24 protein-coding genes are annotated in these 25937 nt (G+C 49.5%); 17 read left to right on the forward strand and 7 right to left on the reverse strand.

Features of this window, described 5'->3' with window-relative positions; all coding sequences use genetic code 11:
* The first annotated feature begins 212 nt into the window (after nt 1-212).
* The 6 genes from AB1L17_RS20245 to AB1L17_RS20270 all read left to right on the forward strand — a co-directional run bounded on the left by AB1L17_RS20245 (nt 213) and on the right by AB1L17_RS20270 (nt 5072).
* Nucleotides 213-1154, forward strand: coding sequence for a decaprenyl-phosphate phosphoribosyltransferase (locus tag AB1L17_RS20245; protein ID WP_412846908.1), 942 nt, complete (start codon nt 213-215; stop codon nt 1152-1154).
* A 33-nt stretch (nt 1155-1187) separates the two neighbouring features.
* Entirely contained in the window at nt 1188-1544 is a 357-nt protein-coding gene (locus AB1L17_RS20250; RefSeq protein ID WP_412846909.1) for an SMR family transporter, read from the forward strand.
* A gap of 24 nt (nt 1545-1568) precedes the next feature.
* Complete coding sequence (locus tag AB1L17_RS20255; protein ID WP_412846910.1) at nt 1569-2009, forward strand: divergent PAP2 family protein; 441 nt, start codon at nt 1569-1571, stop codon at nt 2007-2009.
* A gap of 210 nt (nt 2010-2219) precedes the next feature.
* Nucleotides 2220-3908 (forward strand): hypothetical protein, encoded by a 1689-nt coding sequence (locus AB1L17_RS20260; RefSeq protein ID WP_412846911.1) that lies wholly within the window; start codon nt 2220-2222, stop codon nt 3906-3908.
* 170 nt (nt 3909-4078) lie between these two features.
* Nucleotides 4079-4546, forward strand: a complete 468-nt coding sequence (locus AB1L17_RS20265; protein WP_412846912.1) for an OsmC family protein — start codon at nt 4079-4081, stop codon at nt 4544-4546.
* Nucleotides 4547-4610: 64 nt separating this feature from the next.
* Complete coding sequence (locus AB1L17_RS20270; RefSeq protein WP_412846913.1) at nt 4611-5072, forward strand: hypothetical protein; 462 nt, start codon at nt 4611-4613, stop codon at nt 5070-5072.
* Nucleotides 5073-5150: 78 nt separating this feature from the next.
* On the opposite strand, the gene AB1L17_RS20275 is transcribed toward AB1L17_RS20270, so the two are convergent.
* The 5 genes from AB1L17_RS20275 to AB1L17_RS20295 all read right to left on the reverse strand — a co-directional run bounded on the left by AB1L17_RS20275 (nt 5151) and on the right by AB1L17_RS20295 (nt 11502).
* Nucleotides 5151-5987 carry an undecaprenyl-diphosphate phosphatase gene (locus AB1L17_RS20275; protein ID WP_412846915.1) on the reverse strand — a complete coding sequence of 279 codons (837 nt, stop codon included), beginning with the start codon at nt 5985-5987 and terminating at the stop codon, nt 5151-5153.
* Between the two features lie 302 nt (nt 5988-6289).
* Nucleotides 6290-7714, reverse strand: coding sequence for an aldehyde dehydrogenase family protein (locus AB1L17_RS20280; protein WP_412846916.1), 1425 nt, complete (start codon nt 7712-7714; stop codon nt 6290-6292).
* A 27-nt stretch (nt 7715-7741) separates the two neighbouring features.
* Nucleotides 7742-9091, reverse strand: coding sequence for a 4-aminobutyrate--2-oxoglutarate transaminase (gene gabT / locus AB1L17_RS20285; RefSeq protein WP_412846917.1), 1350 nt, complete (start codon nt 9089-9091; stop codon nt 7742-7744).
* A 201-nt stretch (nt 9092-9292) separates the two neighbouring features.
* Complete coding sequence (locus AB1L17_RS20290) at nt 9293-10696, reverse strand: sigma-54 interaction domain-containing protein (RefSeq protein ID WP_412846918.1); 1404 nt, start codon at nt 10694-10696, stop codon at nt 9293-9295.
* A gap of 197 nt (nt 10697-10893) precedes the next feature.
* Nucleotides 10894-11502 (reverse strand): class I SAM-dependent methyltransferase, encoded by a 609-nt coding sequence (locus AB1L17_RS20295; protein ID WP_412846919.1) that lies wholly within the window; start codon nt 11500-11502, stop codon nt 10894-10896.
* A gap of 126 nt (nt 11503-11628) precedes the next feature.
* On the opposite strand from AB1L17_RS20295, the gene AB1L17_RS20300 reads away from it, so the two are divergent.
* The 7 genes from AB1L17_RS20300 to AB1L17_RS20330 all read left to right on the forward strand — a co-directional run bounded on the left by AB1L17_RS20300 (nt 11629) and on the right by AB1L17_RS20330 (nt 18248).
* Nucleotides 11629-13020 (forward strand): sigma-54 interaction domain-containing protein, encoded by a 1392-nt coding sequence (locus tag AB1L17_RS20300; protein WP_412846920.1) that lies wholly within the window; start codon nt 11629-11631, stop codon nt 13018-13020.
* Nucleotides 13021-13145: 125 nt separating this feature from the next.
* Entirely contained in the window at nt 13146-13346 is a 201-nt protein-coding gene (locus AB1L17_RS20305; protein ID WP_412846921.1) for a DUF3311 domain-containing protein, read from the forward strand.
* Nucleotides 13343-14821, forward strand: coding sequence for a sodium:solute symporter family protein (locus AB1L17_RS20310; protein ID WP_412846922.1), 1479 nt, complete (start codon nt 13343-13345; stop codon nt 14819-14821). The genes AB1L17_RS20305 and AB1L17_RS20310 overlap by 4 nt, the downstream gene beginning before the upstream one ends.
* 30 nt (nt 14822-14851) lie before the next feature.
* On the forward strand, nt 14852-15943 hold the full coding sequence (locus AB1L17_RS20315) for a C45 family autoproteolytic acyltransferase/hydrolase (RefSeq protein WP_412846923.1): 1092 nt from the start codon (nt 14852-14854) through the stop codon (nt 15941-15943).
* Between the two features lie 128 nt (nt 15944-16071).
* Nucleotides 16072-16446, forward strand: coding sequence for a BlaI/MecI/CopY family transcriptional regulator (locus AB1L17_RS20320; protein ID WP_412846924.1), 375 nt, complete (start codon nt 16072-16074; stop codon nt 16444-16446).
* A 4-nt stretch (nt 16447-16450) separates the two neighbouring features.
* Nucleotides 16451-17881, forward strand: coding sequence for a M56 family metallopeptidase (locus AB1L17_RS20325; protein WP_412846925.1), 1431 nt, complete (start codon nt 16451-16453; stop codon nt 17879-17881).
* 73 nt (nt 17882-17954) lie between these two features.
* A complete protein-coding gene (locus tag AB1L17_RS20330) occupies nt 17955-18248 on the forward strand; it encodes a hypothetical protein (RefSeq protein ID WP_412846926.1) in 294 nt (97 codons plus the stop codon).
* Here the strand turns inward: AB1L17_RS20330 and AB1L17_RS20335 are convergent.
* Nucleotides 18243-19019, reverse strand: coding sequence for an arylamine N-acetyltransferase family protein (locus AB1L17_RS20335; RefSeq protein WP_412846927.1), 777 nt, complete (start codon nt 19017-19019; stop codon nt 18243-18245). The genes AB1L17_RS20330 and AB1L17_RS20335 overlap by 6 nt on opposite strands.
* A gap of 59 nt (nt 19020-19078) precedes the next feature.
* On the reverse strand, nt 19079-20839 hold the full coding sequence (locus tag AB1L17_RS20340; protein ID WP_412846928.1) for a sigma-54 interaction domain-containing protein: 1761 nt from the start codon (nt 20837-20839) through the stop codon (nt 19079-19081).
* 263 nt (nt 20840-21102) lie between these two features.
* On the opposite strand from AB1L17_RS20340, the gene AB1L17_RS20345 reads away from it, so the two are divergent.
* The 4 genes from AB1L17_RS20345 to AB1L17_RS20360 all read left to right on the forward strand — a co-directional run bounded on the left by AB1L17_RS20345 (nt 21103) and on the right by AB1L17_RS20360 (nt 25929).
* Nucleotides 21103-21885 carry an SDR family NAD(P)-dependent oxidoreductase gene (locus AB1L17_RS20345; protein ID WP_412846929.1) on the forward strand — a complete coding sequence of 261 codons (783 nt, stop codon included), beginning with the start codon at nt 21103-21105 and terminating at the stop codon, nt 21883-21885.
* 54 nt (nt 21886-21939) lie between these two features.
* Nucleotides 21940-23325: an aminomethyl-transferring glycine dehydrogenase subunit GcvPA gene (gene gcvPA / locus AB1L17_RS20350; RefSeq protein ID WP_412846930.1), complete on the forward strand. Its 1386-nt coding sequence runs from the start codon at nt 21940-21942 to the stop codon at nt 23323-23325.
* Nucleotides 23326-23341: 16 nt separating this feature from the next.
* Complete coding sequence (gcvPB, locus tag AB1L17_RS20355) at nt 23342-24931, forward strand: aminomethyl-transferring glycine dehydrogenase subunit GcvPB (RefSeq protein WP_412846931.1); 1590 nt, start codon at nt 23342-23344, stop codon at nt 24929-24931.
* Between the two features lie 125 nt (nt 24932-25056).
* On the forward strand, nt 25057-25929 hold the full coding sequence (locus AB1L17_RS20360) for an ABC transporter substrate-binding protein (protein ID WP_412846932.1): 873 nt from the start codon (nt 25057-25059) through the stop codon (nt 25927-25929).
* Nucleotides 25930-25937: the final 8 nt, after the last annotated feature.

Here is a 25937-nt window from a genome sequence, read left to right on the forward strand (position 1 = left end):
ACCCAAAACGCAGCTTCTTCATAGGGAGCTGCGTTTTCTTGTTTACACCTGATATTATTTTTGGCAATCATTCTTTATCGCCAGTTCACATTTTTTCTGTTATCGTAAAAATTTATGGGAGAAGTTATGTTACCATAATACAGGTGTAACCTTCTTTTTACATTTTTCGTCATTACAGAGTACAAGATTCGATACATGGATAGGAGTTAGATATGGGGGCAACATCAAATTCTGTTAAAGTTGACGTCAAAACAACGCCACGCGTTCGACAAAATATGGTCTATTTGCTAGTGAAGCAGCTTCGTCCACATCAATGGACCAAAAACCTGCTAGTCTTTGCTGCCTTGCTATTTTCCTTGCACAAGGTAAGTCCGGATGTCATTGGAAAATCAGTGCTGGCATTCCTGCTGTTTTGTTTCGTATCCGGCTGTGTCTACATCCTCAATGATTTTGTCGATATCAAAAATGACCGAAATCACCCGGAAAAACAATTCCGGCCCATGGCTTCGGGTGCATTGCCGCCAGCGCTCGCACTTGCATTTGGTGCGTTTTTGTTAGTAGGCTCCCTGGTTTGTGCTTACTATTTTGACCGCTTATTCGCGCTCGTGCTGCTGGTTTACTTTGTGCTCAATGTTGCTTACTCCCTGAAGCTCAAGCATGTGGTTATTCTGGATGTCATGATTATTTCCGCTGGTTTTGTTTTGCGTGCCATCGGTGGAAGTCTGATGATCCAAACACCGTTTACGCCGTGGTTTTTGCTCTGTACGATGCTGCTCGCGCTGTTTTTGGCCATCAGCAAGCGTCGTCACGAGCTGATTTTGTTGCAGCAGGATAAAGGAACACACCGCAAAGTACTCGACAGCTATTCGTCCGAATTGTTGAATCAGTTGAATACGATTGTGACGACCATGACGATCATCAGCTATTCCTTGTTCACCTTTACATCAGGCCGCACGATTCACTTGATGTGGACGATCCCGCTCGTGATCTTTGGTATTTTCCGTTACCTGTATTTGATCACCGTCACGAATCAAGGCGGCAGTCCTGAAAAGGTGCTCTTGCAGGACAAGCCCATTCTCATCACCGTGCTGCTGTATGTCTTGATGGTAGCCGGGATTATTTATGCTTTCGAATTTAAATTGCCGACTGTTTGAAACTAATTGCACAGATAGGTTGTGGATCAGACTATGCCATCAATCGTTCTTATCATCGTCTCCGTGATCCTCAGTGCATGTGGTCAAGTTGCGATGAAAATGGGCGCATCCTCGCTCAACAGTAATCAAGACATGCTGCTACTGAAGTTCCTGAGCTATTTCACCAACCTACCGATTATGGTGGGACTTACCCTGTACGGACTTTCCGCGTTTATCTGGATCGCTGCACTGGAAAAGGTGCAGCTTTCCTTTGCCTATCCCATGGCAGCACTCGGGTACGTATTGGTCGCAGTCATGTCCTTCTTCATTTTTAACGAACCGATGTCACTGACTCGCATCGTTGGGCTAGCGATCATCGTCGTGGGCGTCGTTGTCATCTCTCAGTCGTAATTCATCACGTAGAGGAGTTTTATCATGTTATATGCGGTAGCGCCGTTTATTGGCTGGCTTGTGTCCGGAATAACCAAATTTTTGATTAATTACCTCCGTTTTGGTTCCCGGGCCAAGGAAATGGTGGGGAACGGCGGGTTTCCCAGCACGCACACAACAGTTATGGTCACGACTGTATTTTTGATTGGTTTGCAGGAGGGCTTTGCTCACCCTGCATTTGGGCTAGGTGTGGCAGTGACGTTTATTGTGATCATCGATGCGACCGGACTGCGTAGAGCGGTTGGAAAGCATGCAGAGGCACTCAACAAGCTCGCAACAGAACATCCAGATGTTTTACCGACTAAGCCGTTGCGTGAAAGTATGGGACATACAAAGTGGGAAATTGCCGGGGGACTGGTGCTGGGGGTACTGCTTGCGACCGTATTACATTGGCTAGCAGCGAACCTCCCTGGCCTCATTGGCTAATAGTGCGTGTTCAAAAAGTCGGCTTTTCAGCACCGAGAAAGTAGCGAGAACCTGAAGAAGGAGGAGCGGAGTGTAGGACACCTACATGAGCACCGGACTTCGAAGGTGAACGCCACTTTCGATGTCGAATCAGCTTTCCGTACTTCTTCGTGATCAAAAGACGACTTTTTGAGCAACCTCTAGTAGATTCGTAGACAGGAGATCATATTCATGAATAACCGTACAGCTACGTACTCGTTCCTGCTCGGGACGGCTTTACTATTGTTTATGACTACGATTGTGCTTAGCACATCGGTTTTATTTTTGTTCGGCGTATCCGTGACTGCCGCTAGCTTTTGGATTGGCTTGGTCGCCGCTTTGGCTTCATTGGGTGGGATGGTGGCAGTCTTCGTAAGCTCGCGTCGCCGGGCCTGGTTTTTCTCCCTTTTGGCTGGACTAGCTATCGTGGCAGGCATTAGCTACTACATCAGTGCCAATACGTTTGATCTCTCTTTTGACGGACAAACGTATCATCAGGAAGCCATCGTGAAGCTAACTGATGGCTGGAATCCGGTTCAAGACCAGCCCATCCTCAAGCCTTCTGATTCAAAAGAAGTGGAGGAAATGGATAATAAAGAGGTACTATCGGCCTTTCACCTATGGATCAATCATTACGCCAAAGGGCCGTGGATGCTCGATGCTGTCATGTATAAACTGACCGGTCAGATCGAGATAAGCAAAATTTTCAACCTGTTGTTGATCGCATCGTCCTTCTTCCTGACAGTCGCTGCCATCCGTACTGCTTTCCCTGAGAAAAAAGGGGCTGCGATTGCCTTCGCGCTGCTCGCGGCGTTCAATCCCGCGGTCATCATGCAATCGACGTCTTTCTATATTGACGGACAGCTTGGCTCACTCGTCCTCATCATCTGCACTCTCGGCTATCTGCTGTACAAGCGCTACCATGTCTGGACGCTGTTGGCGCTATGCTCAGCACTCATGCTGCTGGCTCAAATCAAATTCACGGCATTGGGGTACGCCGGATTGCTCGGCTTGGCTATTCTCGTACTCTTCTTTTTCTACGATCGCCGTCAGCACATCAAAAGCATGCTCGTGTGGCTTTCGATCAGTCTCGTTATCACAGTAGGCGTTGTCGGGTACAATCCGTATGTCACCAATACGCTCTCAAAGGGGCATCCTTTTTATCCGCTGGCGGGTGAAGGTGCCGTTGATATCATGACCTCGAACAGCCCGCATGGCTTCATGGACAATACGAGCATTGAAAATTTGGCTATATCCTTATTCTCCAAATCGGAGAACATTGCAACACCCAATAGCCCTACATGGAAAGTGCCATTTACAGTCACCTTAAAAGAGCTCGCGGTGTTCTACTCTCCTGACGTACGGATAGCTGGATTCGGACCGCTTTTCGGAGGGGCTGTGATTATCACATGCCTGATTCTCGTGGCCTTGCTTGTTGGGACCCATCGAAAAAAAGCGGCACCTTTTTTATGGATCAGTCTGGCGCTCTTCGTGACAGTGCTCATTAATCCGGAAAGCTGGTGGGCGCGCTATGTTCCACAGCTTTGGTTGATTCCGCTCTTGCTTGCACTGGCAGTCTGGGATGTCCAGAAAGGCTTTTTACGCCATGCGGGCAGAGCCTTAGTCGTCATTTTACTCGTCAATATGATGCTGGTAAATGCTTCTCATATCATTGGACAGTCAGGCGCCAATGCTTTCGTCAAAAAGCAGCTGCAAGAGATCAAGGCAAGCAACAAAACGCTGGTCGTAGACTTCCATCATTTCAATGCGGTGAAAGTACGTTTGCAAGAAGCGGGCATTCCGTTCGTTGAGCAAAAGCTGGACCCAAGCGAAGAAGTAAAAGGATTTATCACCACGCGAGCCGTTTATCTCTTGAAATAAAAGAATCGCGTGTCCAAATAGCGTAAATTTTCAACACTCAAAAATCAAAAACATATCATTTATAAGGGGCGTCTCTAAGTCGGGAATCGACTTTTGAGACAGCCCCTTTTTCAATTGGAAAACTATGGTAAAGTTTACTTGTATTGATTATTCAGAGGGGAGTGTGCATCATGCCTGTTGAAACATTCAAAGCAACTGCACATCTACAGAAGGGAATGGTTGTGAAGGCCAGTTCCAGAAATTTCGAGATAACCATCGATGAACCGAAAAGCTTGGGAGGAACGGATACTGGGATGAACCCGGTTGAACTGGTGCTCTCCGCATTAGGTGCTTGCCAATCTATTGTTGCTAGAGTATATGCCAGGAAGTTTAACGTTCAACTCGACGATTTTTGGGTGGAAGTCGAAGGCGATCTCGATACAGATGGCTTCATGAACAAATCAGATGTTCGACGCGGGTATTCTGAAATCCGATACACCTTTCATATCAAATCCGATTCTCCTAGAGAGCAAGTTGAGTCTTTTGTGCATTTTTTGGAACAGACATGCCCTGTTGGAGATACGATTGCGAATCCTGTCACTCTTACATTAAACGGAATTATTATTGAAAAACCGAGCGAGCAAAGAGCGAGTGATTAACATGAGTTTCTGGACTTCCGAAGCTGTGTTGCCTATATAAAAATTCGTAGGAGGGAATGGTCATATGAAGAAAAGAAGGGCATTTATTCTCGTCCTTGTTTTAGCTGGCGCTGTTTTCGCTGGCAGCAATCTATATGCAAATGAAGATATAGATCAATATATAAAAGGGAATCACCTAAAGGTACTCCATTCATTGGGAATCGAAGCAGAAGCGAAAGATTTAGAAAATATGAAAACTGTTACGGATAAGACAGGCAAGAAATGGCTTTTTAATGAATTTACAAATAGCACGCCACTGATAGAAAAAATGGACAAAGAATTTGTGGAGGACGTAGGCGGTTCATTCATTGAAATTCAGGACGAAATCATGCAGAAATATGCCAAAGTAGGGGATACCATTCCTGCTATTCTTTTGGATGAAACTTTAAAAGAAGGCTCTTTCTCGTTTATTCGAGAAGATGGCGAGATGCTCATTTTCAAGCTCAAATATGACAATGGATCGTGGAAATACGAAAAGCAAAAATAACCTTTCATTTGCTTAAAAAAGCCGGTTCACGCTATAAAGCGAAACCGGCTACTTTTTTGTGTCCTACTCATATGGATTTTACATAAACACAAAGTAAATAACTGCTGCCAGCACCAAACGATAAATCGCAAAAGGTGTCAGCTTGATGCGATTAATCAGCTTCAGGAAGAAACGGATCGACAGGAGTGCGAACACAAAAGCACTAATAAAACCGACGACGAAAAATGGAATCGTATCCATCGTAATGGCATCCCAACGCTTCACGAGCGACAAAAAGCTCGCGCCCGCCATGATCGGCACAGCCATAATAAACGTGAAATCTGCCGCCGCCCGATGGCTCATGCCCAACAGCACGCCCCCAGAGATCGTGGAACCCGAACGGGAAAAGCCTGGCCACAAGGAGAAGCATTGAATGAGCCCGACCAGCAACGCATGCTTGTACGTAATTTGGTCAACCGATTCGATCTTGGCACGCTTTGGTCGGAACCAATCCGCAGCCAGCATGAGCAGAGCGCCCAGCACCAGACCGATTACCACGGTCTTTGTAGAGAACAAATACTCATCAATGTAGTCGTCAAATAGAACACCCAGAATCCCCGCTGGAATCAGACCGACAATGACCGTAACCAAATTCAGTCGTGGTCCTGCCGGAATCTCACTCTTCTTGCCAGACAGCTTATGTAGGCCTAGCAAGCTCATGAAGCGATCCCACATCAAAACGACAACAGCCAAAATCGAGCCGAGCTGGATGACAATCTTGAAGGTGTTCGCCACTTCTGGTGAAAACATCTCTTTCGTTTGGAACAAAAAATCATCCACAATGATCATGTGACCCGTAGAGGAAACTGGGGCAAACTCAGTCAATCCCTCGACCAGCCCCAGCATAATCGCGACAAAAGCTTCCCAGAGACTCAAAAATTCCACGCTCCTATGAATAATGTCCAAAATCAATATGTAACAGCCGCCCTGTATATGGGCAGACTACCGCTTCTAGCATTATAACGTTCATCTCTGGTACAAAGTTACATCATTATCGAAAAACATTCTAGCAAATCCCGGATGAATTGTCCCCACAGTGATAACCATCATGCTTTTCCATATTCATTTTTACCTTGAAGCAAATTTCCAGTCCAAGTGCCTCTGGGAACCGCCCCAGCTTCGGAATAAATAGCGGGTGACTAAAAAAGACGAGCCACATCGGACTCGTCTTACACCTGCTATAGCTTGATCGCGATTAGTTTCAGTTCGGTCAGTTCCTCGACGGCATACTTGATGCCTTCACGGCCAAAGCCGCTGTCTTTTACTCCGCCATACGGCATGTTGTCCACGCGGAAAGTCGGAATGTCGTTGATCATCACGCCACCGACTTCCAGCTCTTCAGCTGCACGCATTGCCGCGTGAATGTCACTCGTATAAATGCCTGCCTGCAATCCGAAGCGGGAGTCATTTACAGCCTCAATCGCTTCATCCATCGTCTCAAACGGCGTGACGACCACAATTGGGCCGAATACCTCCTGGCAAGAGACGGCGACATGCGCGCCTACATTTGTCAGGATCGTAGGAGCAAAGAGGTTCTCACTGACAGGCTTCCCTCCAGTGACCACATGCGCCCCCGCTTCTACTGCTTCCTGTACCCATGCACCCATCCGCTCATGATCCTTGGCTGAGATCAGGGAGGACATATCTGTCTCCTCCTTCAACGGATCACCCAGCACGAGCTTTTCTGTGCCTGCTTTGAACTTCTCCAGGAACTCTTCATACTTGCTCTGGTGAATATAGACACGCTGCAGAGAGATGCACACTTGACCACTAAAGGAGAAAGCACCTGTCACGCAGCGATCAATCAGCGCTTGCGTGATTTCTACGTTGTGGTCGATGATCACCGCAGAGTTAGAGCCGAGCTCCAAGGTGACGCGCTTGAGTCCCGCTTTGTTTTTCATCGCAATACCAACCGCAGGGCTACCTGTAAAGGTAATCGCAGCAATTCGGCTGTCACTCACCAGCTTTTCGCCTACGACTGCACCTTTTCCAGGCAAAATATTGAGCGCTCCAGCTGGCAAGCCTGCCTCCGCGAAAATATCGGCAAGAATGAGAGAGCTAAGCGGGGTCTGACTGGCTGGCTTCAGCACGACCGTATTCCCTGCTGCAATCGCCGGACCTACCTTGTGTGCCACGAGATTGAACGGAAAGTTAAAAGGAGTGATCGCACCGACTACGCCGATTGGCTTGCGCACCGTAAAAGCAAGACGTCCTTCACCACCCGGTGCTGCATCGAGTGGTACAGTCTCCCCATGGATACGCTTCGCTTCTTCTGCTGCGAACTTGTAAGTCTGGATCGTCCGGGCAATTTCTACACGACCTGTGCGCAATGGCTTGGCGGCTTCCTGTGCGAGGATGACCGCCAGCTCCTCCTTGCGTGCTTCCATAATCGCGACTGCACGCTCCAGAATCAAGGCACGCTGACTGGCTGGCATTTTCGCCATGCCTTTTGCCGCTGCTTTTGCCGCCTTGATTGCCTCGTCGACGTCCTGATCGTCTGCCTGCGCGATTTCGCCCAGCAGCTCGCCAGAATACGGGGAGTAGAGTGGTACGTATTCTTTTGCTTCTTTCCATTGTCCGTTGATGTAGAGATGCTTCTTCATAAGTGATAAGTACCTCCCTCGGTCGTTTTAGTTCGTCACGTATTGGCTCTTCAGAACATCCGTCATAATATCCAGCGCTTCTTCCAGCTGCTCATCTGTAATGACCAGTGGAGACAGGAAGCGCAGCACATTGCTGTGGACGCCCGCAGAAAGCATGATGACACCGGACTCGTAGCAGCCTTTGGTCAAGCCGGCAACGAGCTCCTTCGCTGGCTGTTTTGTTGTTGGATCGATAAATTCTACAGCGCACATCGCACCCAGCCCGCGCACCTCTGCGATCACTGGGAAATCTTTTTGCAACGCGTGGAAATGCGCCTTGATCTTGTCCCCGATTACCTGTGCACGGCCAGACAGGTCTTCCCGCTCCATTTTCTCAATGACCGCCAATGCCGCTACGCATCCAAGAGGGCTTCCTCCATAGGTACCGCCGATCTCCCCCGGGTTTGGTGCGTCCATGATTTCTGCGCGGCCCGTAACAGCAGAGATTGGCAAGCCTGCTGCAATTGATTTTGACATGGTAATGAGATCTGGCTCGATACCGAATTGGGTAGAGGCAAACATGGTGCCTGTACGTCCGAAGCCTGTTTGAATCTCATCGGAAATGAATAGGATTTGGTGCTTTTTACAAATGTTGTAGACACCTTGGACGAAGGATACAGGTGGAACGATAAAGCCGCCTTCACCCTGGATCGGCTCCATAATAACGGCAGCCACTTCTTCCGGTGCGACCTCAGTCAAGAGGAAGTCCTCGAACTGACGCACGCAAAATTGCGCGTACTCATCATCTGTCATGGATTCTGGCTTGTTCAGCGGGTATGGGAACTGTGCTTTATACGTAGCTGGAGCGAATGGACCCATCTGGAATTTGTACGGCTTCACTTTCGAAGTCAGCGACATGCCGAGAAGCGTACGACCATGGAAGCCGCGGCTAAAGGAAATGATCCCTGGGCGTCCTGTGTATTTGCGGGCGATTTTTACCGCGTTCTCTACTGCTTCTGCCCCGCTGTTCGCGAGCATCGTCTTCTTCTCAAAGCTGCCTGGTGTGATTTGCGTCAGCTTCTCAGCCAAAGCCACATATGGCTCATACATGCCTACATGGAAGCAAGGATGGATATATTTGTCCAGCTGCGCTTTTAGTGCCTCAACTACTTCTGGCGGGCAATGTCCTGCATTCAATGTGCCGATGGCTCCGGCAAAATCGATGTACGTATTGCCATCTACGTCCGTAACCAAAGCCCCAGATGCTGACTCTACAAAAACAGGGGTGTTGTTGCCGACACCTTTTGGAACAAACTGCTTTCTTTTTTCAATCAGAGCCGCTCCCTTTGGACCTGGTACACCAGCAGCTACATTGACAAATTGACGTTGTTTGGACATATCGTTTCCTCTCCTTGTTCGAGATGGTATTGGTTTGGTTGCTTTGTGAACTCAACCACGATATGTAGCAATACCTATGCCAAACTTCGGAGCTTGATGAATTCGCGCTTTTAAGCGTTTGCGCCACTCTTAATTATTCAAAAATGAATCAAAGCCACCGGAACGTTTGATTCATTTTTGAATAAACTATTCATTTTTGAATTACTTCGAACGTATGCGATATTTTTGCAGCTTCCGCACGACAGAAGGCTGGCTAATGCCGAGAAACTCCGCGATTTCCCCCGTGGTCCGATAATGCTCGGATGCATAGCGCAGCCATTTTTCCTCTACCTGCTCCAAAGCATCCCGAAGCGACATTTGGGATATGGCTATGCTGGGCACCATCGCTGCCTGCTCTTCACCTGCTATTCTGATTTCTGAGGGCAGATACTGCGGCGTGATCATATCCTCGTCCGCTGTGACGACCATTCTCTCCAAGACGTTCTCCAGCTCGCGCACATTGCCGGGCCACTCGTACTGCATCAAGGCATGAGTCACGGCCGCGTCCAGACGCTTGTCCATTCCGTAGCGTTCATTGAGCGAGCGCACGACGCGCTTCAGGAGAGCCGCTATATCCTCAGGCCGATTTCGTAACGGCGGGACGTGGATCGGGACAACATTGAGGCGAAAATACAAATCCTGCCGGAACTTTCCTTCCTTCACCATCTTCTCCAAATCACGATTGGTGGCCGCGATCAGGCGAAAATCAACGTCCCGGTAATGTGTGCTTCCGACGCGCTGCAGGCGTTTTTCCTGAATGACCTTCAACAGCTTGGCCTGCAAGGTCAGCGGCAGCTCCCCGAGCTCGTCCAACAGGAGTGTCCCCTGATCCGCCATCTCGATAATCCCTTGCTTGCCGTGCTTCGCTGCTCCTGTAAACGATCCAGCCTCATAGCCAAACAGCTCGGACTCGAGCAAGCCCTCCGGAATCGAGCCACAGTTGATCTCCACGAATTGTCCGCCCGAACGGCGGCTATTGCGGTGAATTTCTTTGGCGATCACGTTCTTCCCTACACCGGATTCCCCGAGAATCAAGACAGTCGAATCGACGACAGCGACTTTTTTGATGAGGCGATCAATCGCTTGCATCGGTTGGCTGACTGCCACGAAGCCCTCCTGATTCTTTTCGCGCAGCTCCTCAATCTCAGATTCAAACTGCTTGAGCTGTTCTGTCAGACCTTCGTAGCGTCGTTTCAATTCCATAATCTCTGTCAGGTCATGTGAATAGCTGATGATCGAATGCATGCTGCCATCCTCGTTCCAGACGGGAAACGCCGTCACCATCAGCTTTCGGCCGCCGGGTATTTCCTGCATGATTGTCTGCGGCGTCTTGGCATCCATGACTTTTCGCGTGACAGATGGAGAAAAGACCTTCCTTTTTTCCAGCTCGATGACGTTTTTGCCCAAGAGCTCTTCCTTCCCGATGCCGTACATTTCATAGGACGAATCGCCGACCAGCCGGATGTAGCCCTCAGGGTCCGTGATTAATAAATGATCGCGCGATGTTTCTATAATGGCCTCTAATACGCGGCTCATCCACTTTTCCGTGCTCTCTTCTCTCTTCATCTCTTCGCCGCCTCTCACACGCCGTGGTGTCCGATCTTTTCTCTTTTTTCATTATAGAAAACAGCAAGAACAACGACAACACAGACGGAGACATCTACTGTGTTTTTGTCGACTGCGGGTGTGAAAGTAGATGTGGGCGTGATTTTTGAGTGAGAAAAAAGACGCCGCCTCTCCTACAGGAAGGCGGCCTTTTATGCTTAGGCATTCTTTTTGATTACCCACGTACTCATGCAACGCTGCCCGGCTACATTCACCGTTTTGATTGGCTCCAGGAACACGCCTTGCAGTTTATCCGTCATGCCCATCATCGTCCGTTCATTTACGAGAAAACGGGTGCTTCCGTCCGGCAACAAATATCGCTCATTCCCCAGTGGCTGTACAGCACCCTCCATCCCAATCGAGGAAGCAAGACGCATGAAGAGGATACCGCCCGGCTTCAGTACCCGCCACAGCTCTTCCAGCATCTGATGAAAATGCTCTTCGTTTTCGGCAAAATGCAAAACGGCATTACTGATGATGAAGTCAAAGCTCTCGTTTTCAAAGCTCAGATTCTCAATCGGTTCTACGCGAGCACGCTCAGTTGACCAGTCCGCCGCCAGTTCTTGCGCCACCCTCTGGACGGTTTCGATGGCCTTTTCCGATTGGTCGACCGCATACACCGTGTAGCCATTGCGCAAAAAGTAAACCAGATTCCGCCCCGATCCACAGCCCGCATCAAGAATCTGCATGTCTGGCGTAACCCGTCCCTTTAACAGTTGATCAAACAAGTAAATATCCATATTGCCAAATTGCTCGGTCAAATTCATGGTTTTTCTCAGCCTCCTTCGGTTATGACCGCATCCTATGCTCATTCTATCATCTCTCACCAGCAGACCTAGATTATAGCTGTGCTATACTAATGGCACTTAGTTGAAATCGGGAGGGGTATCCGCATGTTTGCGCCAGAGGGTCTGGACAGTTTCTTGGAGCTGTTCTTCGACGGAGTCATCATCACAGACCGTGACGGAATCATCGTAAAGGCAAATTCCGCCTACCAGCGTATGACCGGAAAAACGGCCGAAGAGCTCGTCGGAAATGACATACGCACTACCGTCGGGATTAAACTCCATTCAAATGAATCAAGTACAATCCGGGTATTGGAAGAGAAGCGCCCTGTGACGATCATCCAACGAGCACCTATGGACAATGGGCACAAGGAATACATGACGACCGGAATGCCCATGTTTAACGAGCAAAATGAAATCGAGTATGTAGTGAACTGCGTGCGTGATATGACGGAGTTGAATGAGCTAAAGCAGCATCTGAGCCGTGCCAGGCAAATGAATCAGAATTATCTGGAACAAATCGAAACTCTCAGACAGCAGGTTCACAAGAACGAATTCGTTGCGCACAGCAAAGTGATGCTTGCTGTCAGGGATGCCGCCGACAAAGTAGCTTCTGTTGATTCTCCGGTCATGCTTCGCGGTGAATCCGGCGTAGGCAAGGAAGTGATCGCCAAATACATTCACAGCAAGAGCAAACGGTCAAAAGGGGCGTTTATCAAAGTAAACTGTGGAGCCATCCCTGCTTCCTTGATGGAAAGTGAGTTCTTTGGATATGAATCAGGTGCATTCACGGGAGCGAGCAAAGAAGGAAAGCCCGGCTATTTTGAAATGGCCGACAGGGGAACCCTGTTTTTGGACGAGATCGGCGACATGCCTCTTGATCTGCAGGTAAAATTGTTACGGGCTCTCGAAGAACAGGAATTCCGTCGCGTCGGTGGAGTCAAGACCATTCGTTCGGATGTACGGATTATCGCTGCTACGAATCAAGACCTGGAAGAGATGCTGGCGCAGAAAGAATTTCGCAAAGATTTGTACTATCGCCTTCAAGTGTATCCCATCCTCATTCCTCCCCTACGAGAGCGAAAAGAAGAAATTCCTTTTTTTATCGAACACTTTTTACAGCGTTACCAAGAAAAGAATGCGATCCAAATTCAAATCACCCGGGAAGCCACCCAATTGCTGTATCAGTATGATTGGCCTGGCAACATCAGAGAGCTGATCAACGTCATGGAACGCATGGCGATCTCCTGTGCCAACGGTGAAATCCGACCTGACCATATGCCAAGAGAGATGTTTGGAAATCTGGGAAAAATCATTCCCAAAACCTTTCAAGAAGAAGTCGAACTGTTTGAATTTCAAGGGATGAAACGCGCGCTGGCCTTGCATAAATCTACACGCAAAGCAGCCAAAGCCCTGCAAATGAGCCAGCCCACATTTGTACGAAAAATGAAACAGTATGACGAAAAATACAAAAGTGATCCAAAAATGGATCAACGATGATACATAGTGATTTATTTATGAATCGCTTTTGATCGATGCCAACGTGGATGGTGCCATTTCAGCGCCATTTTTGACGTTGGCATTGTTTTTGCTTTTAACAGGTAGCAGAGAAAGGAGCGTTGATCATGAAATGGATTCATGTATGGGGGATGATTCCCTTTATCGGGATGCTTGGAGGACTTCCTTTTGCTAACAAGGTGACTCCCTATGTGCTGGGAATGCCTTTTCTGCTTTTTTGGATCGTCCTGTGGGTCGTTCTGACTTCCGTAGTGATGGCAATCATTAATGCTATCGATCCTGCCAATCGAGAGGGGGAGCATCCATGAACATCTCCGTCCTGATTACCTTCGCCTTTTTGCTGGCGGCTATTCTGCTTGCCATTCGCTCCAGCCGGGGGAAAAAGATGAGTCTGGAACAGTGGTCAGTTGGCGGACGCGGTTTTGGAACCGTTTTCGTTTTCCTGTTGCTCGCGGGTGAATTCTTTACGACCTTCACCTTTTTAGGCGGAAGCGGAATGATTTATCAGGTCGGCTCACCGGCCTACTACGTTCTGGCGTACATGACACTGGCCTATGTTTTTTCTTATTATCTCTTACCTCCTGTATGGCGGTATGCCAAAGAGCATGGAATCGTCTCCATCTCTGATTTTTTTCGCAGTAAATATCAGAGCCCGACTCTCGGCGTGCTGGTTTCAGTCGTCGGGATTATCGCTTCTGTGCCGGTAGTCGTCCTGCAATTGAAAGGACTTGGGATCATCGTATCGGAAACCTCCTATGGGATGATATCGCCCACGCTCGCTGTGTGGATCGGGACAATCGCCGTGACTGTGTATGTCATGATCTCGGGAATTCACGGAGCGGCATGGACTGCGGCAATCAAAGATATTTCCATCGTGCTGGTCGTGGTGTTTCTTGGCTTGTACTTGCCCTATCATTACTTCGGCGGATTACAGCCGATGTTTGATGCTGTACAAGCAGCCAAACCGGATCACTTGACCCTCCCTGAACAGGGACAAAGCGTCAGCTGGGTCATTTCCACTGTGTTGTTGACAGCATTCGGCTTTTACATGCAGCCAGGTTTGTTTGCAGCGGCTTTGTCAGCAAAAAGCGAGAAGGTTTTCCGCCGCAATACGATTTTCATGCCGCTTTATACCTTGTTGCTGCTATTCGTCTTCTTTGTCGGCTATACAGCCATTTTACAGGTTCCCGGATTGAAGGGAGCCGACGGAGACTTGGCCTTGTTACGCCTTTCCCTCCAGACTTTTGACCCTTGGTTCATTGGAATTATTGGCGGGGTAGGGGTATTGACCGCGCTGGTACCCACGTCCGTCATTTTGCTTACCATCGGGACATTGTTCGCGACAAACATCTACAAGCCTTTGACCAAAACCAAAGACGAAGGGCATGTAGCCAAAGTTGCCAAAGTAACCGTTCCTGTCATCGCGTTCATTTCGCTCTACTTTGTCATGAATGGCGGAAATGCATTGTACGCTTTACTATTGATGTCTTTTAGTCTGATAACGCAGCTGTTCCCGTCGCTCTTACTGAGCCTTATGCCGAATAATCGGATCAACAAATACGGAGCGAGCTGGGGAATTCTCGTCGGAGTCATTACCGTTGCCTATTTAACTCTCTCCAAGACGACAATTGGTACGCTGTTTCCCGATTTACCGCAAGTCGTTAAGGACTTTAACACCGGGTTTATCGCCCTCTTCGTAAACGTGTTGGTCGCTTTCCTTGTCAGCATGCTGACAGCTAAAAGTGCGGATCAAAAAGCCAAAGTCCCAACTCAGCAGGCTTAAACCATTTTGAACAATTTGGAGGTTTTCAACATGTCATTTCCTTATTTTTATGTAAGCGGATCTGCATTTGAGCGCGGTAAACAAGTAGGCGAATTGGCCAAACAGCAGATCGTGCACAACATCGAAACCTACAAAACCTTATTTTGGGAAATGGCCCAAGTAAAATGGGCTTCGGCCAGGGCACACGCTGTCCAGTACATTTCCTGGATCGAGCGCTATGATGCCGAGATTTTGGAGGAAATCAAAGGCATGAGTGAAGGCTCAGGACAAGATCTACTCGACTTGATCGTCTTGAATGCTCGCAGCGAAATCATCACCAACCTCGCGGGTAGCCACGTTCCATCAGACGGTTGCACCACGATGGCGGCTGTCCCTGAAATTACGAAAAATCAGGAGATGCTGCTCGGCCAAAACTGGGACTGGAACAATAAGGTCAAGCCGGGACTGATCATTTTGGAAATCAATCAAGCTCCTCGACCCACCATTCTGATGGTCACAGAGGCCGGAATTGTGGGAAAAATCGGCATGAACAGCGAAGGGATAGGCGTCTGCCTGAACTTCCTCGGAACATCGGAGCGCGGCATGGGCGTACCGATTCACGTCGTCCTGCGCGGAATCCTCAACAGCCGCACACTTCCACAGGCAGTAGGTCAGGTAGCTCGATTACCACGCGGCACCTCCGCCAATTACTTGATCGCCCATAAGGAGGGGGAAGCGCTCAACGTCGAGACGACCCCGACCAACTACGATGTTATCTATCCGACAGATGGCTGGGTGGCGCATTCTAACCATTTCATCAGTCCACGCATGCTCATGATTGAGGATACAGCACGTATTATGTCTCCTGACACTCATCTGAGATTGGGAAGAGCCAGCAAACAGCTCGCTCAGTATGGGGAGAACATTGATGCCGATGCAATCAAACAAATTATGCAGGACCACTGCGGCAGTCCAGACGGCATATGCAGGCATGGTGAGCTCCTTCCACCCGATCTGGGCCGTCCGATGATCTCAAGCACTGTGTTTTCTATCATCATGAACTTGTCGCAGGGAACGTTTGAACTCGCTTGTGGTCAGCCTTGCTCTCTGCCCTATCAAGCATACCGATTTACCAGCCAGTAACCGATCCGCCCTCTCTTCTTTCTATGTACAGGAGAGAGGTTTTTCTATTTGTTGACAATCAACGACTACAAGTGTAATCTTTATATCAGAACCAACGACTACAAATGTAATCGAAGGAGGGATCATGCTTGGACGAGCAACCGCGAATCTCGGATGCCGAGTGGGAGATCATGAAGGTCATCTGGGCCAAGTCACCCGCTACAGCAGCCGATGTCATCCACGCCCTGCGAGACAACAAGACTTGGAAAGACAAAACAATCAAAACCTTGCTCAGCCGCCTCTTGCAAAAGGGTATTCTCACCTATGAACAAGTCAATCGCGTCTACTATTATTCTCCTTTGCTCACTGAGGAAGAATGCAAGCGCCAAGAGCGCCAATCGTTTTTACAGCGCGTGTACGGCGGGGCCTTAAAGCCCATGCTGGTTCACTTTTTAAAAGAAGAAAAGCTCTCCTCCCAAGAAATTGACGAGCTAAAAAAAATCCTTTCCGAAAAGGAGAAATAAGCTGGTGGATTGGCAATGGCTAGCACTCACCTTCAATCAAGCGTTTACGTGGACACTGTATAACTCCATCGAGGCCAGTCTTCTCGTGATCCTGATCCTGCTCTGCCAGCAGCTCGGCAAAAAGCATTTCTCCATCCGCTGGCACTATGCCGTATGGTTCCTGCTTTTCTGGAAGCTCGCAGTTCCTTGGTCGATAGACAGCTCAATCAGTTTGTATAACTGGCTGCCTACTACGTCCTGGACAACCATGCCAGAAGCACATCCGCCTACGGAAACGATTGGTCTCGCTACAGATTCTTTGAATCCGCACAATGCTGTCCTCCCCCCAGATGGCTCTCTAGCAAATGAAGCGAGCTTTTCATGGATCAGGATGCTTTCCCTCGTCTGGATCGGCGGTGTCGTAATTCTAGCTGTCACCATGATTCGCAGTACATACCAATCGCTCTCTCAGGTAAAAGACGATGCGACTGTACAGGATGAGGCCATTTTGCGCGTCTTTTCTCAGTGCCAAAAACAGATGGGCATCACCAAATCCATTCCCCTGCGCATGAGTCATCAGATGACAAGCCCTGCCTTGATGGGAATCTGGCGACCGCAAATCTGGCTTCCGGCGAATCTCTTGGACAAGCTCAATGAGCACGAGCTGCGCCACATCTTTTTGCATGAATTAGCGCATTGGAAAAGGCGAGATATTCCTGTAAACAGCGTCATGAGCGTGCTTCTGATCCTCAACTGGTTCAACCCGCTGTTATGGTACGCCGCTTCCCGCATGCGTCAGGATCAGGAAATGGCTTGTGATGCCTTGGCTTTGACTTATTTGCAGGAGACAGAGGTACCCCGCTACGGATACACCATGATCAAAATGCTCGAGTTATATGCCCGGCCCCAACAGATGCGCTTCACAGCCGGGTTCTCCAGCTCCAAAAAACAGGTGAAGAGGAGAATTGAAATGATTCGTCACTTTAAAAAACGGGCGTATACGTGGACAGTATCTGGTAGCGTGGTGGTGTTAGCTTTAGGCGTCTTCACGTTGACAGATGCACAAAAAGTGCTGGGGAACGAGGTCACCTTCGCCGTACCAGCGGAAGGGGAAATGAGGAGCGCAACTGATCAAATCAGCCTCTCCATAATCAACAGCCTGAACACTCCGGTAAAAGCAGCTGCAGGTGGTACGGTGCTCAAGGCTGAATACGATACAAAAACGGGGAAAGGCAACCAGGTCATTCTAGAGCATGAAGGCGGGTATCAAACGGTTTATTCCCACTTGGAAAAGCTGGAGGTCGCCGCTGGCGCTACTGTGACACAAGGCCAGCTTATTGGTCTGTTGGGAAGTACAGGGCGCAGCACGGGGCCGCATCTTGCTTTTCAGGTTCTCGAAAATGGCATTCCTGTTGATCCGATGAAGCTTTTGGAGAATGGGGAAACACAAGAGTAGCCTCATGATAAACCCATCAGGACAAAAACGCCTGATGGGTTTTGATAGGAAATGTAGAATTCGGAGGTACGCTATGTTGTATATTTTTACGTTTCTACTAGAATTGGTGCGAGTGGTCATCATCTTGTTTGCGGGATTAGCGTTGCTGTTTTTTGTTGAGTCCAGATTGTTCATGATCACACTTGAAGGAGCACCGTTCTTCCTTTTATTGTTTGCCAATACAATTCTTATCCTTGTTTTCTATCGAAACAAATTTCAGTTTAGCGGCTGGTACAAAGGGAAAGAAGCAAAGAGTTTGCCTCCTCGAGCAAGCAAAGTCCTTATTTTCACAGCTTTTCTCGCAATCGTTACCGCTTTTTTCTTATAACCCAAAATACTGCTTCGCCAGCTTTTTAAACCGTTCGCCGTCAATCTCCTCTTTCGACATGACGCCATCCATCCACTGTGTAAAAGAACTGTTCGTCAAAGTAACATTGCCTCTCTCCGTAAGCTTCGTGAGCAAAGGGCTCTTGTTGAAGGGGGACAGCTCATGCCGAGCAATAATCGTCTGAATCTCGTTTAACTCCACTACATCTGTCACCAGCTTCCTCGAATCAAACGTATAGCCGATCCGCCAATCCGTATCCTTGTGCTTCAGCTTCATTTCAAGAACATAATCGCCATATTCTGTCTGCTCTTTTTTAATCCGAAACTCACCATTGCGCGAAGAGACGGCCTCCCCTGTTAACGGAACAGGCTTCAATGGCAGGTTCGAACCAAAGCCCGTATCGAGCAAATACGTTTGCCCCTCGTGTGTAAGCAAAATCGTGGCATGGGTTCTGCCAATGGTGTAATACCCGCCGGCGTCATGCTTGTAAACAACTCCGCGAATCAGGTTGGCGTCAAAGCCATTTTCGAGTAAGAAGAAATAAAGCATGGAATTGAGTTCATAGCAAAGACCTCCTTCGTTTCTGAACAGTATCTTCTCCACGACAGACTGTCTTGTGATTTCGCTGGTTCGCTCTTCTATGATGCAAAAGTTTTCAAAAGGAATCGCCAATGCTGTCAGATCAAGGAGGCGATCCAATGTATCGAAGGTAATCGTTTCATTTTCCGGCATGCCGATTCTTTTCCGAAATAAGTCATTCAGCTCACTCATGCTTCTTCCCCCCACATAGGTTCTCCCACAAGTATACGTCAGGCTCCAGCCCGAATTCCTTATATACCGAGCAGCTTCAGCTTCCGATACAAGGTGCGGAGCCCGATACCGAGTTCTTCCGCTACCCGCTGCTTTCCTTTCAAATCGCTGCCGTGCTTTTGCAGAGAAGCGCGAATGGCATCCGCTTGTACATCTGCTACTCTCGTTTTGATATCTGAGCTTGCATGCGTATGTACGACTGGAGAAAGTGCACGACCACGAAGGCGCGGAGGCAAGCTGTCGGCAGTTAGTACCGTGTCTTGCTCCATGTTCATGGCATACTCGATGGCGTTTTCCAGCTCCCGCACATTACCCGGCCAGTGATAGTGCGTGAGCAGATTGATCGCCTCCCGTGCTATCCCGAAGAAGGTGCGCCCTGCTTGCTCCCCGTACTTTTCCATGAAAGAAACGGCCAAGAGCTCGATGTCCTCCTTTCGCTCTGCGAGTGATGGAACGTGAATCGGGATGACATTCAAGCGATAATACAGGTCGGCACGAAATGCTTTTTGCTCCACGAGCTCCTCCAGGTTCTGGTTGGTTGCTGCTATGATTCGTACATTGATGGGAAACGACTGCGTGCTGCCGATGCGTTCCACGACCTTTTCCTGCAAGACGCGCAGTAGCTTTGCTTGCAAGGACAGCGGCATATCGCCGATTTCGTCCAGAAAAAGCGTACCTCCCTCGGCCATTTCGAACCTACCTGGCTTGCCTCCCTTTTTGGCTCCGGTAAAAGCGCCGTCCTCGTAACCGAACAATTCGCTTTCGAACAGATTTTCCGGAATGCTGGCACAATTGATTGCGACAAACGGATAGTAGGCGCGCGTGCTTGCCTCGTGAATCGCTTTTGCCAGATGCCCCTTGCCCGTCCCTGTTTCGCCGGTAATCAGAACGGTGGAGCTGCTGTTGCCGATTCTCATCGCCATTTCTTTGACCTGCTTAATTGCAGGGCTATTCCCTACAATTTGTGCGAGACTATCCCCTTTGTCTGACGAACGGCTCGCTTGATTGTCGATCAACCGCGGAACCGTTAACGATCCCCTCTGCACGCGAAGCACACCGCCGATGAGCTGATTGTTGACGATAATCGGGGTTGCCTCCGTCGGAGCATCCAGCTTGTCAACGAGACAGTTCGCGATCGGTAAGGAATGGGTAGCCATACCGGACAAGGAAGGCATTAACATCCGCGAAACTTCCGCTGGCAGCAGCTCGTGCTGGGATAGCAATCGGCGGGCGCTGGCGTTCGTATGAATGACATGGCCACCTCGGTCAAAGGTGAAATACGCATCCGCTACGGTATCCAGCGCTCCCTCTAACAGCAGCAGCGAATCATCTGACGATTGGCGCTGTCTCGTCGCATGGGACTGCACAATCGCTGTAATCATCTCGCTTACTTCTGTCAGGATGTGCTTGTATTTCTCGGTATGCTTGGACAGGCGGTTTTGTCCTTCCTTCGTGAATGATGTGAGGGAAACGACCCCGATCGCATGATTCGCCACCTTAATCGACGAGAGCAGCTCTACTTTGGCGGGGCAGCTGTCGAGAAACCGGCATCCTATGCACATCTCCATCGAGCCTGGTTTGTCTACCACATACTGTCCCTTTGCCAACACGAATTCGATGGAGGGCACATGCACATTTTCGCCTTTTTGTTTCAGGTAACGCTCCGTACTCACGACCAATAGGCCGCGCTCGTCAATCACTGCAGCATCCACGTTCAATATGTCTGAAATGCCTGTAATGACCTTTTCGATGGCTGGTTTGCACAGATCCAACGAAACCATGAGTATCCTCCCTACTTATTGTCCTTGTTTTCTATTTTATTAAATATTTTGACATTGAACAAATGGTTTGCCATCGATTTTTGCCAAAAATGACAACATCTTGCCAGTCTTGTCATTCGGTTATTGACTTTGCCCACCATCGGAACGTCACTCAAACCGCTTTCCCTGTACAAAAGAAGGGCGTACGCTATTTGTAAAATGCCATTCTCCACTTGGCACAGTGATTGCAATGTAAACTTTTCATCTAGGGGGAGTGATCAACCATGGTAAACACGAACGAAGTATTCCATTTGCAAGGAAAGGTAGCCTTGGTGACAGGTGCTGCTTCCGGTATCGGACTTGCGACAGCGAAACGACTGGCTCAATTCGGTGTAAATGTCATGCTGCTTGATATCAACGAAGAGCTCGGAGAAAAGGCAGCACAAGAAATTGTAGCAGAGGGCGGATCGGCCCGTTATTTTACATGCAATGTAGTTTCCCAACAGAATTGTCGTGAAGTAACCCAAGCGATCGAGGAGGCCTACGGTCGCATCGATATTTTGTTCAACAACGCAGGCGTGATCAGAAGAAAGACGGTCGTCGAGCTGGAAGAGGACGACTGGGACCTGGTTGTCGATGTCTCCTTGAAGGGTGCTTACAACCTCTCCAAATTCGTCATTCCTGTCATGGCGAAAACAGGTGGAGGCAGCATCATTAACACAGGCTCTGGCTGGGGCATCAAGGGTGGCGACAAGGCTGCTGCCTACTGCGCGGCAAAAGCAGGCGTCGTCAATCTGACGCGTGCGATGGCGATTGACCACGGTCCGGAGAACATCCGTGTGAATTGCGTGTCTCCCGGCGATACTGACACACCACTCTTGCGTGAAGAAGCGCGCCAGCTGGAAAAAGAAGAAGGAGCATTCCTCGTCTCCTCTGCCCAAGGGCGCCCACTGGAGCGTCTCGGTTCTCCGCAAGATATTGCCAATGCTGTCCTGTTCTTTGCCAGCGACCTGTCATCATGGGTGACTGGTTCCGTACTGGTCGTCGACGGCGGCGGTCTGGCTTAATTTTTCCGGCATACCTGACTGAATATTCCTACGAAGAGATGGAGGAGCAAAAAGATGAGCGTACAGCGTTATGCCCACCCGTACATTCCGAATTCCGCACCTGAAGTCAAAGAGAAAATGCTCGCCGAAATCGGCTTTGCCAGCATTGAGGATATCTATGCGGATATTCCCGGGGAGCTGCGTCTAAAAGACAAAATGAACATCCCGAAAGCATTGACCGAATACGAGCTGGAGCGCCACGTCAACAAGCTGATGAATAAAAACCAAACCACGAAAGAGAATATCAGCTTCCTCGGCGCAGGCTGCTGGCCGCATTTCATTCCGGCTGTCTGTGATGAGATCAACTCTCGCGCGGAGTTTGTGACAGCGTACGCTGGAGAGCCGTACGAAGACAAGGGGCGCTTTCAGGCGTTGTTCGAGTACCAAAGCCTCGTCGCTGAGCTGGTCGATATGGATGTCGTGAACGTCCCGACCTTTGACTGGGCACAAGCGGCCTCTACTGCTCTGCGCATGGCTGCCCGTATTACGAACCGCACGGAGCTCTTGGTATCAAAAAATATCCATCCCGACAGGCTCTTGATCATCAAAAACTATACGTCTCCTGATCTTACCGTCACCTTGATCGATTTTGAGAACGAAACAGGCGGGCTTGACCTCCATGATTTAAAAGCAAAGCTCGGTGTAGATACAGCAGCTGTTTATTTCGAAAACCCGACCTTCCTCGGCTCCGTAGAAGTAAATGGACAGATGATCGCGGACTTGGCCCATGCTGCCGGTGCCATTTGCGTAGTCGGTGTCGATCCCATCTCTCTCGGCGTCATGGAATCCCCGGCGAATTACGGCGCGGACATCGTTTGCGGAGATTTGCAGCCGCTTGGTGTGCACATGCATTACGGCGGGGGGCAATCCGGCTTTATCGCGACCCATGACGATCCAACCTACGTCATGGAATATCCGTCTCGCCTGTTCGGGATCGCACCGACAGAAGTCGAAGGCGAATACGGCTTCGGAGACGTGGCTTATGACCGCACCTCTTTTGCCAAACGCGAAAAAGGCAAAGAGTCCGTCGGAACGCAAACGGCACTGTGGGGCATTACCGCAGGCGTGTACTTGGCGACAATGGGACCTGTGGGCATGGAGGAAGTCGGCCAAGGGATCATGCAACGCTCTCAATACGCAGCCAAGCAGCTCTCCTCTATTGCTGGCGTAGAAGTAAAATTCGCAGCTCCATTCTTCAAGGAGTTCGTGATCGACTTTTCGCAAACAGGCAAAACCGTCAAAGAGATAAACGCCGCGCTTCTCGCTAAAGGAATTTTTGGCGGTGTTGATTTGACTGAACACTACCCTGAGCTGGGCCAATGCGCACTCTACTGCGTTACTGAGGTTCATACCCAGGAAGATATTGATACACTCGTCGCCGCAATTAAGAGCATCTTGTAAAAGGAGGAAACCGACAATGAAAGCATCCGAAGGAACGATCGATAAAATGAAACGGATTCCGAGAGACCATAAGGTACGCCGCTTCCATCAAGCGAAATGGGATGAGCCTGTCATTTTCGAACTAAGCCAGCCCGGCGAGCGCGGCGTCGAGGTACCGCCAGTCGAACAACAAATCGTTGATGCTGTAGGCGATGGTATCTCCCAGCTGCCAGACAGCCTGCGCCGGAAAAAACGGCCGAATCTGCCTGAGATCAGTCAGTACCGCGTGATCCGCCATTACTCCCGTATTTCACAGGAGGTTCTTGGGTCGGATTTCAACGTAGAGATCGGGCAAGGCACCTGCACGATGAAATACTCCCCGAAAATCAATGAACGCTTCGTCCGCTCGCCGAAAATGGCTGAGCTGCATCCGCTTCAAGACGAGTCCACTGTCCAAGGGATGCTGGAGATGACGTATCAGCTCGATTTGTACTTGCGTGAGATTTCGGGAATGGACAAATTCTCGTTCCAGCCGGGTAGCGGCACGCAGGCGTTGTTTACCCAAGCCTCCATCGTGCGCAAATACCACGAATCACGCGGCGAAGGCGAACAACGCAACGAGTTTATCACTACCCATTTCTCCCACCCGTCCCAAGCAGCGACAGCCGCTGTAAAAGGCTTCAAGATCATTTATGTACCTGCGGACGAGAATGGTTACCCTGATCTGGAAGCATTGAAGGGACTCGTGTCAGAGCGTACGGCTGCTTTTGCCGTAGCGAATCCTGAGGATACAGGCATCTACAACTCCCGCATCAAGGAGTTCACAGACGTCGTCCACGCCGCAGGCGGACTGTGCTGCTACGACCAAGCGAACGCCAATGGCTTGCTCGGCATCACTCGCGCGCGGGAAGCAGGCTTTGACATGTGCTTCTTCAACCTGCACAAGACTTTCTCCGTCCCACATGCTTGCGGCGGCCCTGCGACAGGTGCCATCGGTGTCACTGCCGAGCTGGAACAATTCCTGCCAGGACCGATCGTTGACTTCGACGGAGAACGTTATTTCTACAAGCGCGACTTGAAAAACAGCATCGGTAAAGTCCGCAGCTTTTACGGCGTACCACCTGCTGTCCTGCGCTCCTACGCTTGGATTCGTGCACTAGGCGCTGACGGCTTGAAGGAAGTTGCTGAAATTGCTTGCCTGAACAACAACTATCTCTATCACAAAATCCTGCAAATTCGCGGTGCCAGTGCGCCTTATATCCAAGGACGCCGTCTCGAGCAGGTTCGCTATAGCTGGCAGCAGCTAAAAGAAGACACGGGCGTCACAACGTACGATGTGCAACGCCGCATGGTTGACTTTGCCCACCACTACTGGACCAGCCACCATCCTTATGTCGTACCGGAGCCGTTCACATTGGAGCCGACCGAGTCGTATTCCATGGCCGAGCTCGACGAATATATCGCAGCACTGACACATATTTCACAGGAAGCCTATGAAAATCCTGAAATCGTCAAAACAGCGCCGCACAACAGCACAGGTCACCGTGTCCAAGAGTCCGTACTCGATGATCCTGATCAATGGTGCATCACTTGGAGAGCTTATTTGAAAAAGACGGCACAGAATTAGTTCCTTGAGGGACAGGGCGGCACGTACGCCCTCTCCCTTTTCATATAGAGGCAGCACACTTTTTCGTTTCCCAGCTTGGTCAGCAAAACGTATTGCACACCATATCCATTAGGGGGAAATCTCGTATGAGGAAGAAAAGTTTGTTTCCTGCAGCTCTTTTGGTAAGCTCGCTCGTGCTCTCCATATTAGGAGGCTGCGGGTCAAATGCAACACCACCGGCTGTACAATCAAATGCAAGCGCTTCCAACAATCCATCTACTACTCCCTCCACTACACCAGCCCAACCTGCTTCTGAAGCAAAACTCAAACTCGTCCATGAAGGTAAACTGACTTTTGCCATGAGCGGCCTCATCAAACCACTTAACTACAAGGACACAAACGGCGTATTGACCGGCTTCGACGTGGAAATCGGCAACGAGATCGCCAAACGGATCGGACTCGAAGCCAATCCGGTGACCAATCCTTGGGAAACGATTCTGCAAGGGCTGAAGGGCGGCAAATACGACGCCATTATTGGCAGCATGACGCACACAGAAGAACGTGCCAAGCAAGTAGACTTCACCGACCCCTACTACATTTCCGGCGGACAGATTTTTATTGCGGAAACGAATGATAGCATCAAAACCAAGGACGATCTAAAAGGCAAAATCATAGGTGTTGTTCAGGCAAGCACGCACAAAGACGCCGCGGAAACCTTGACTGACAAGACAAATGTAAAAGGCTATCCGTCAGATATTTACGCCTTGCAGGATCTCATCCCTGGTCGGGTGGACGCTGTCATCACCGACCGTGTCGTCGGTACCTCTGCGATCAAGAATCAAGGTCTAAAAATCAAAGCGACAGGCGATGTACTAAACAAGGAAAACATTGCGATCGCCGTAACCAAAGATAACCCGGAGCTGACCAAAAAAATCAATGAAGCCATCAAAGCCATGGTGGAAGACGGTACCTACGAGCAAATCAGCGTGAAATGGTTTGGATCGAACCTGTTGAAATAACGTGGGAG

The sequence above is a fragment of the Brevibacillus jepli genome (genome assembly GCF_047229145.1).
Taxonomy (GTDB): domain Bacteria; phylum Bacillota; class Bacilli; order Brevibacillales; family Brevibacillaceae; genus Brevibacillus.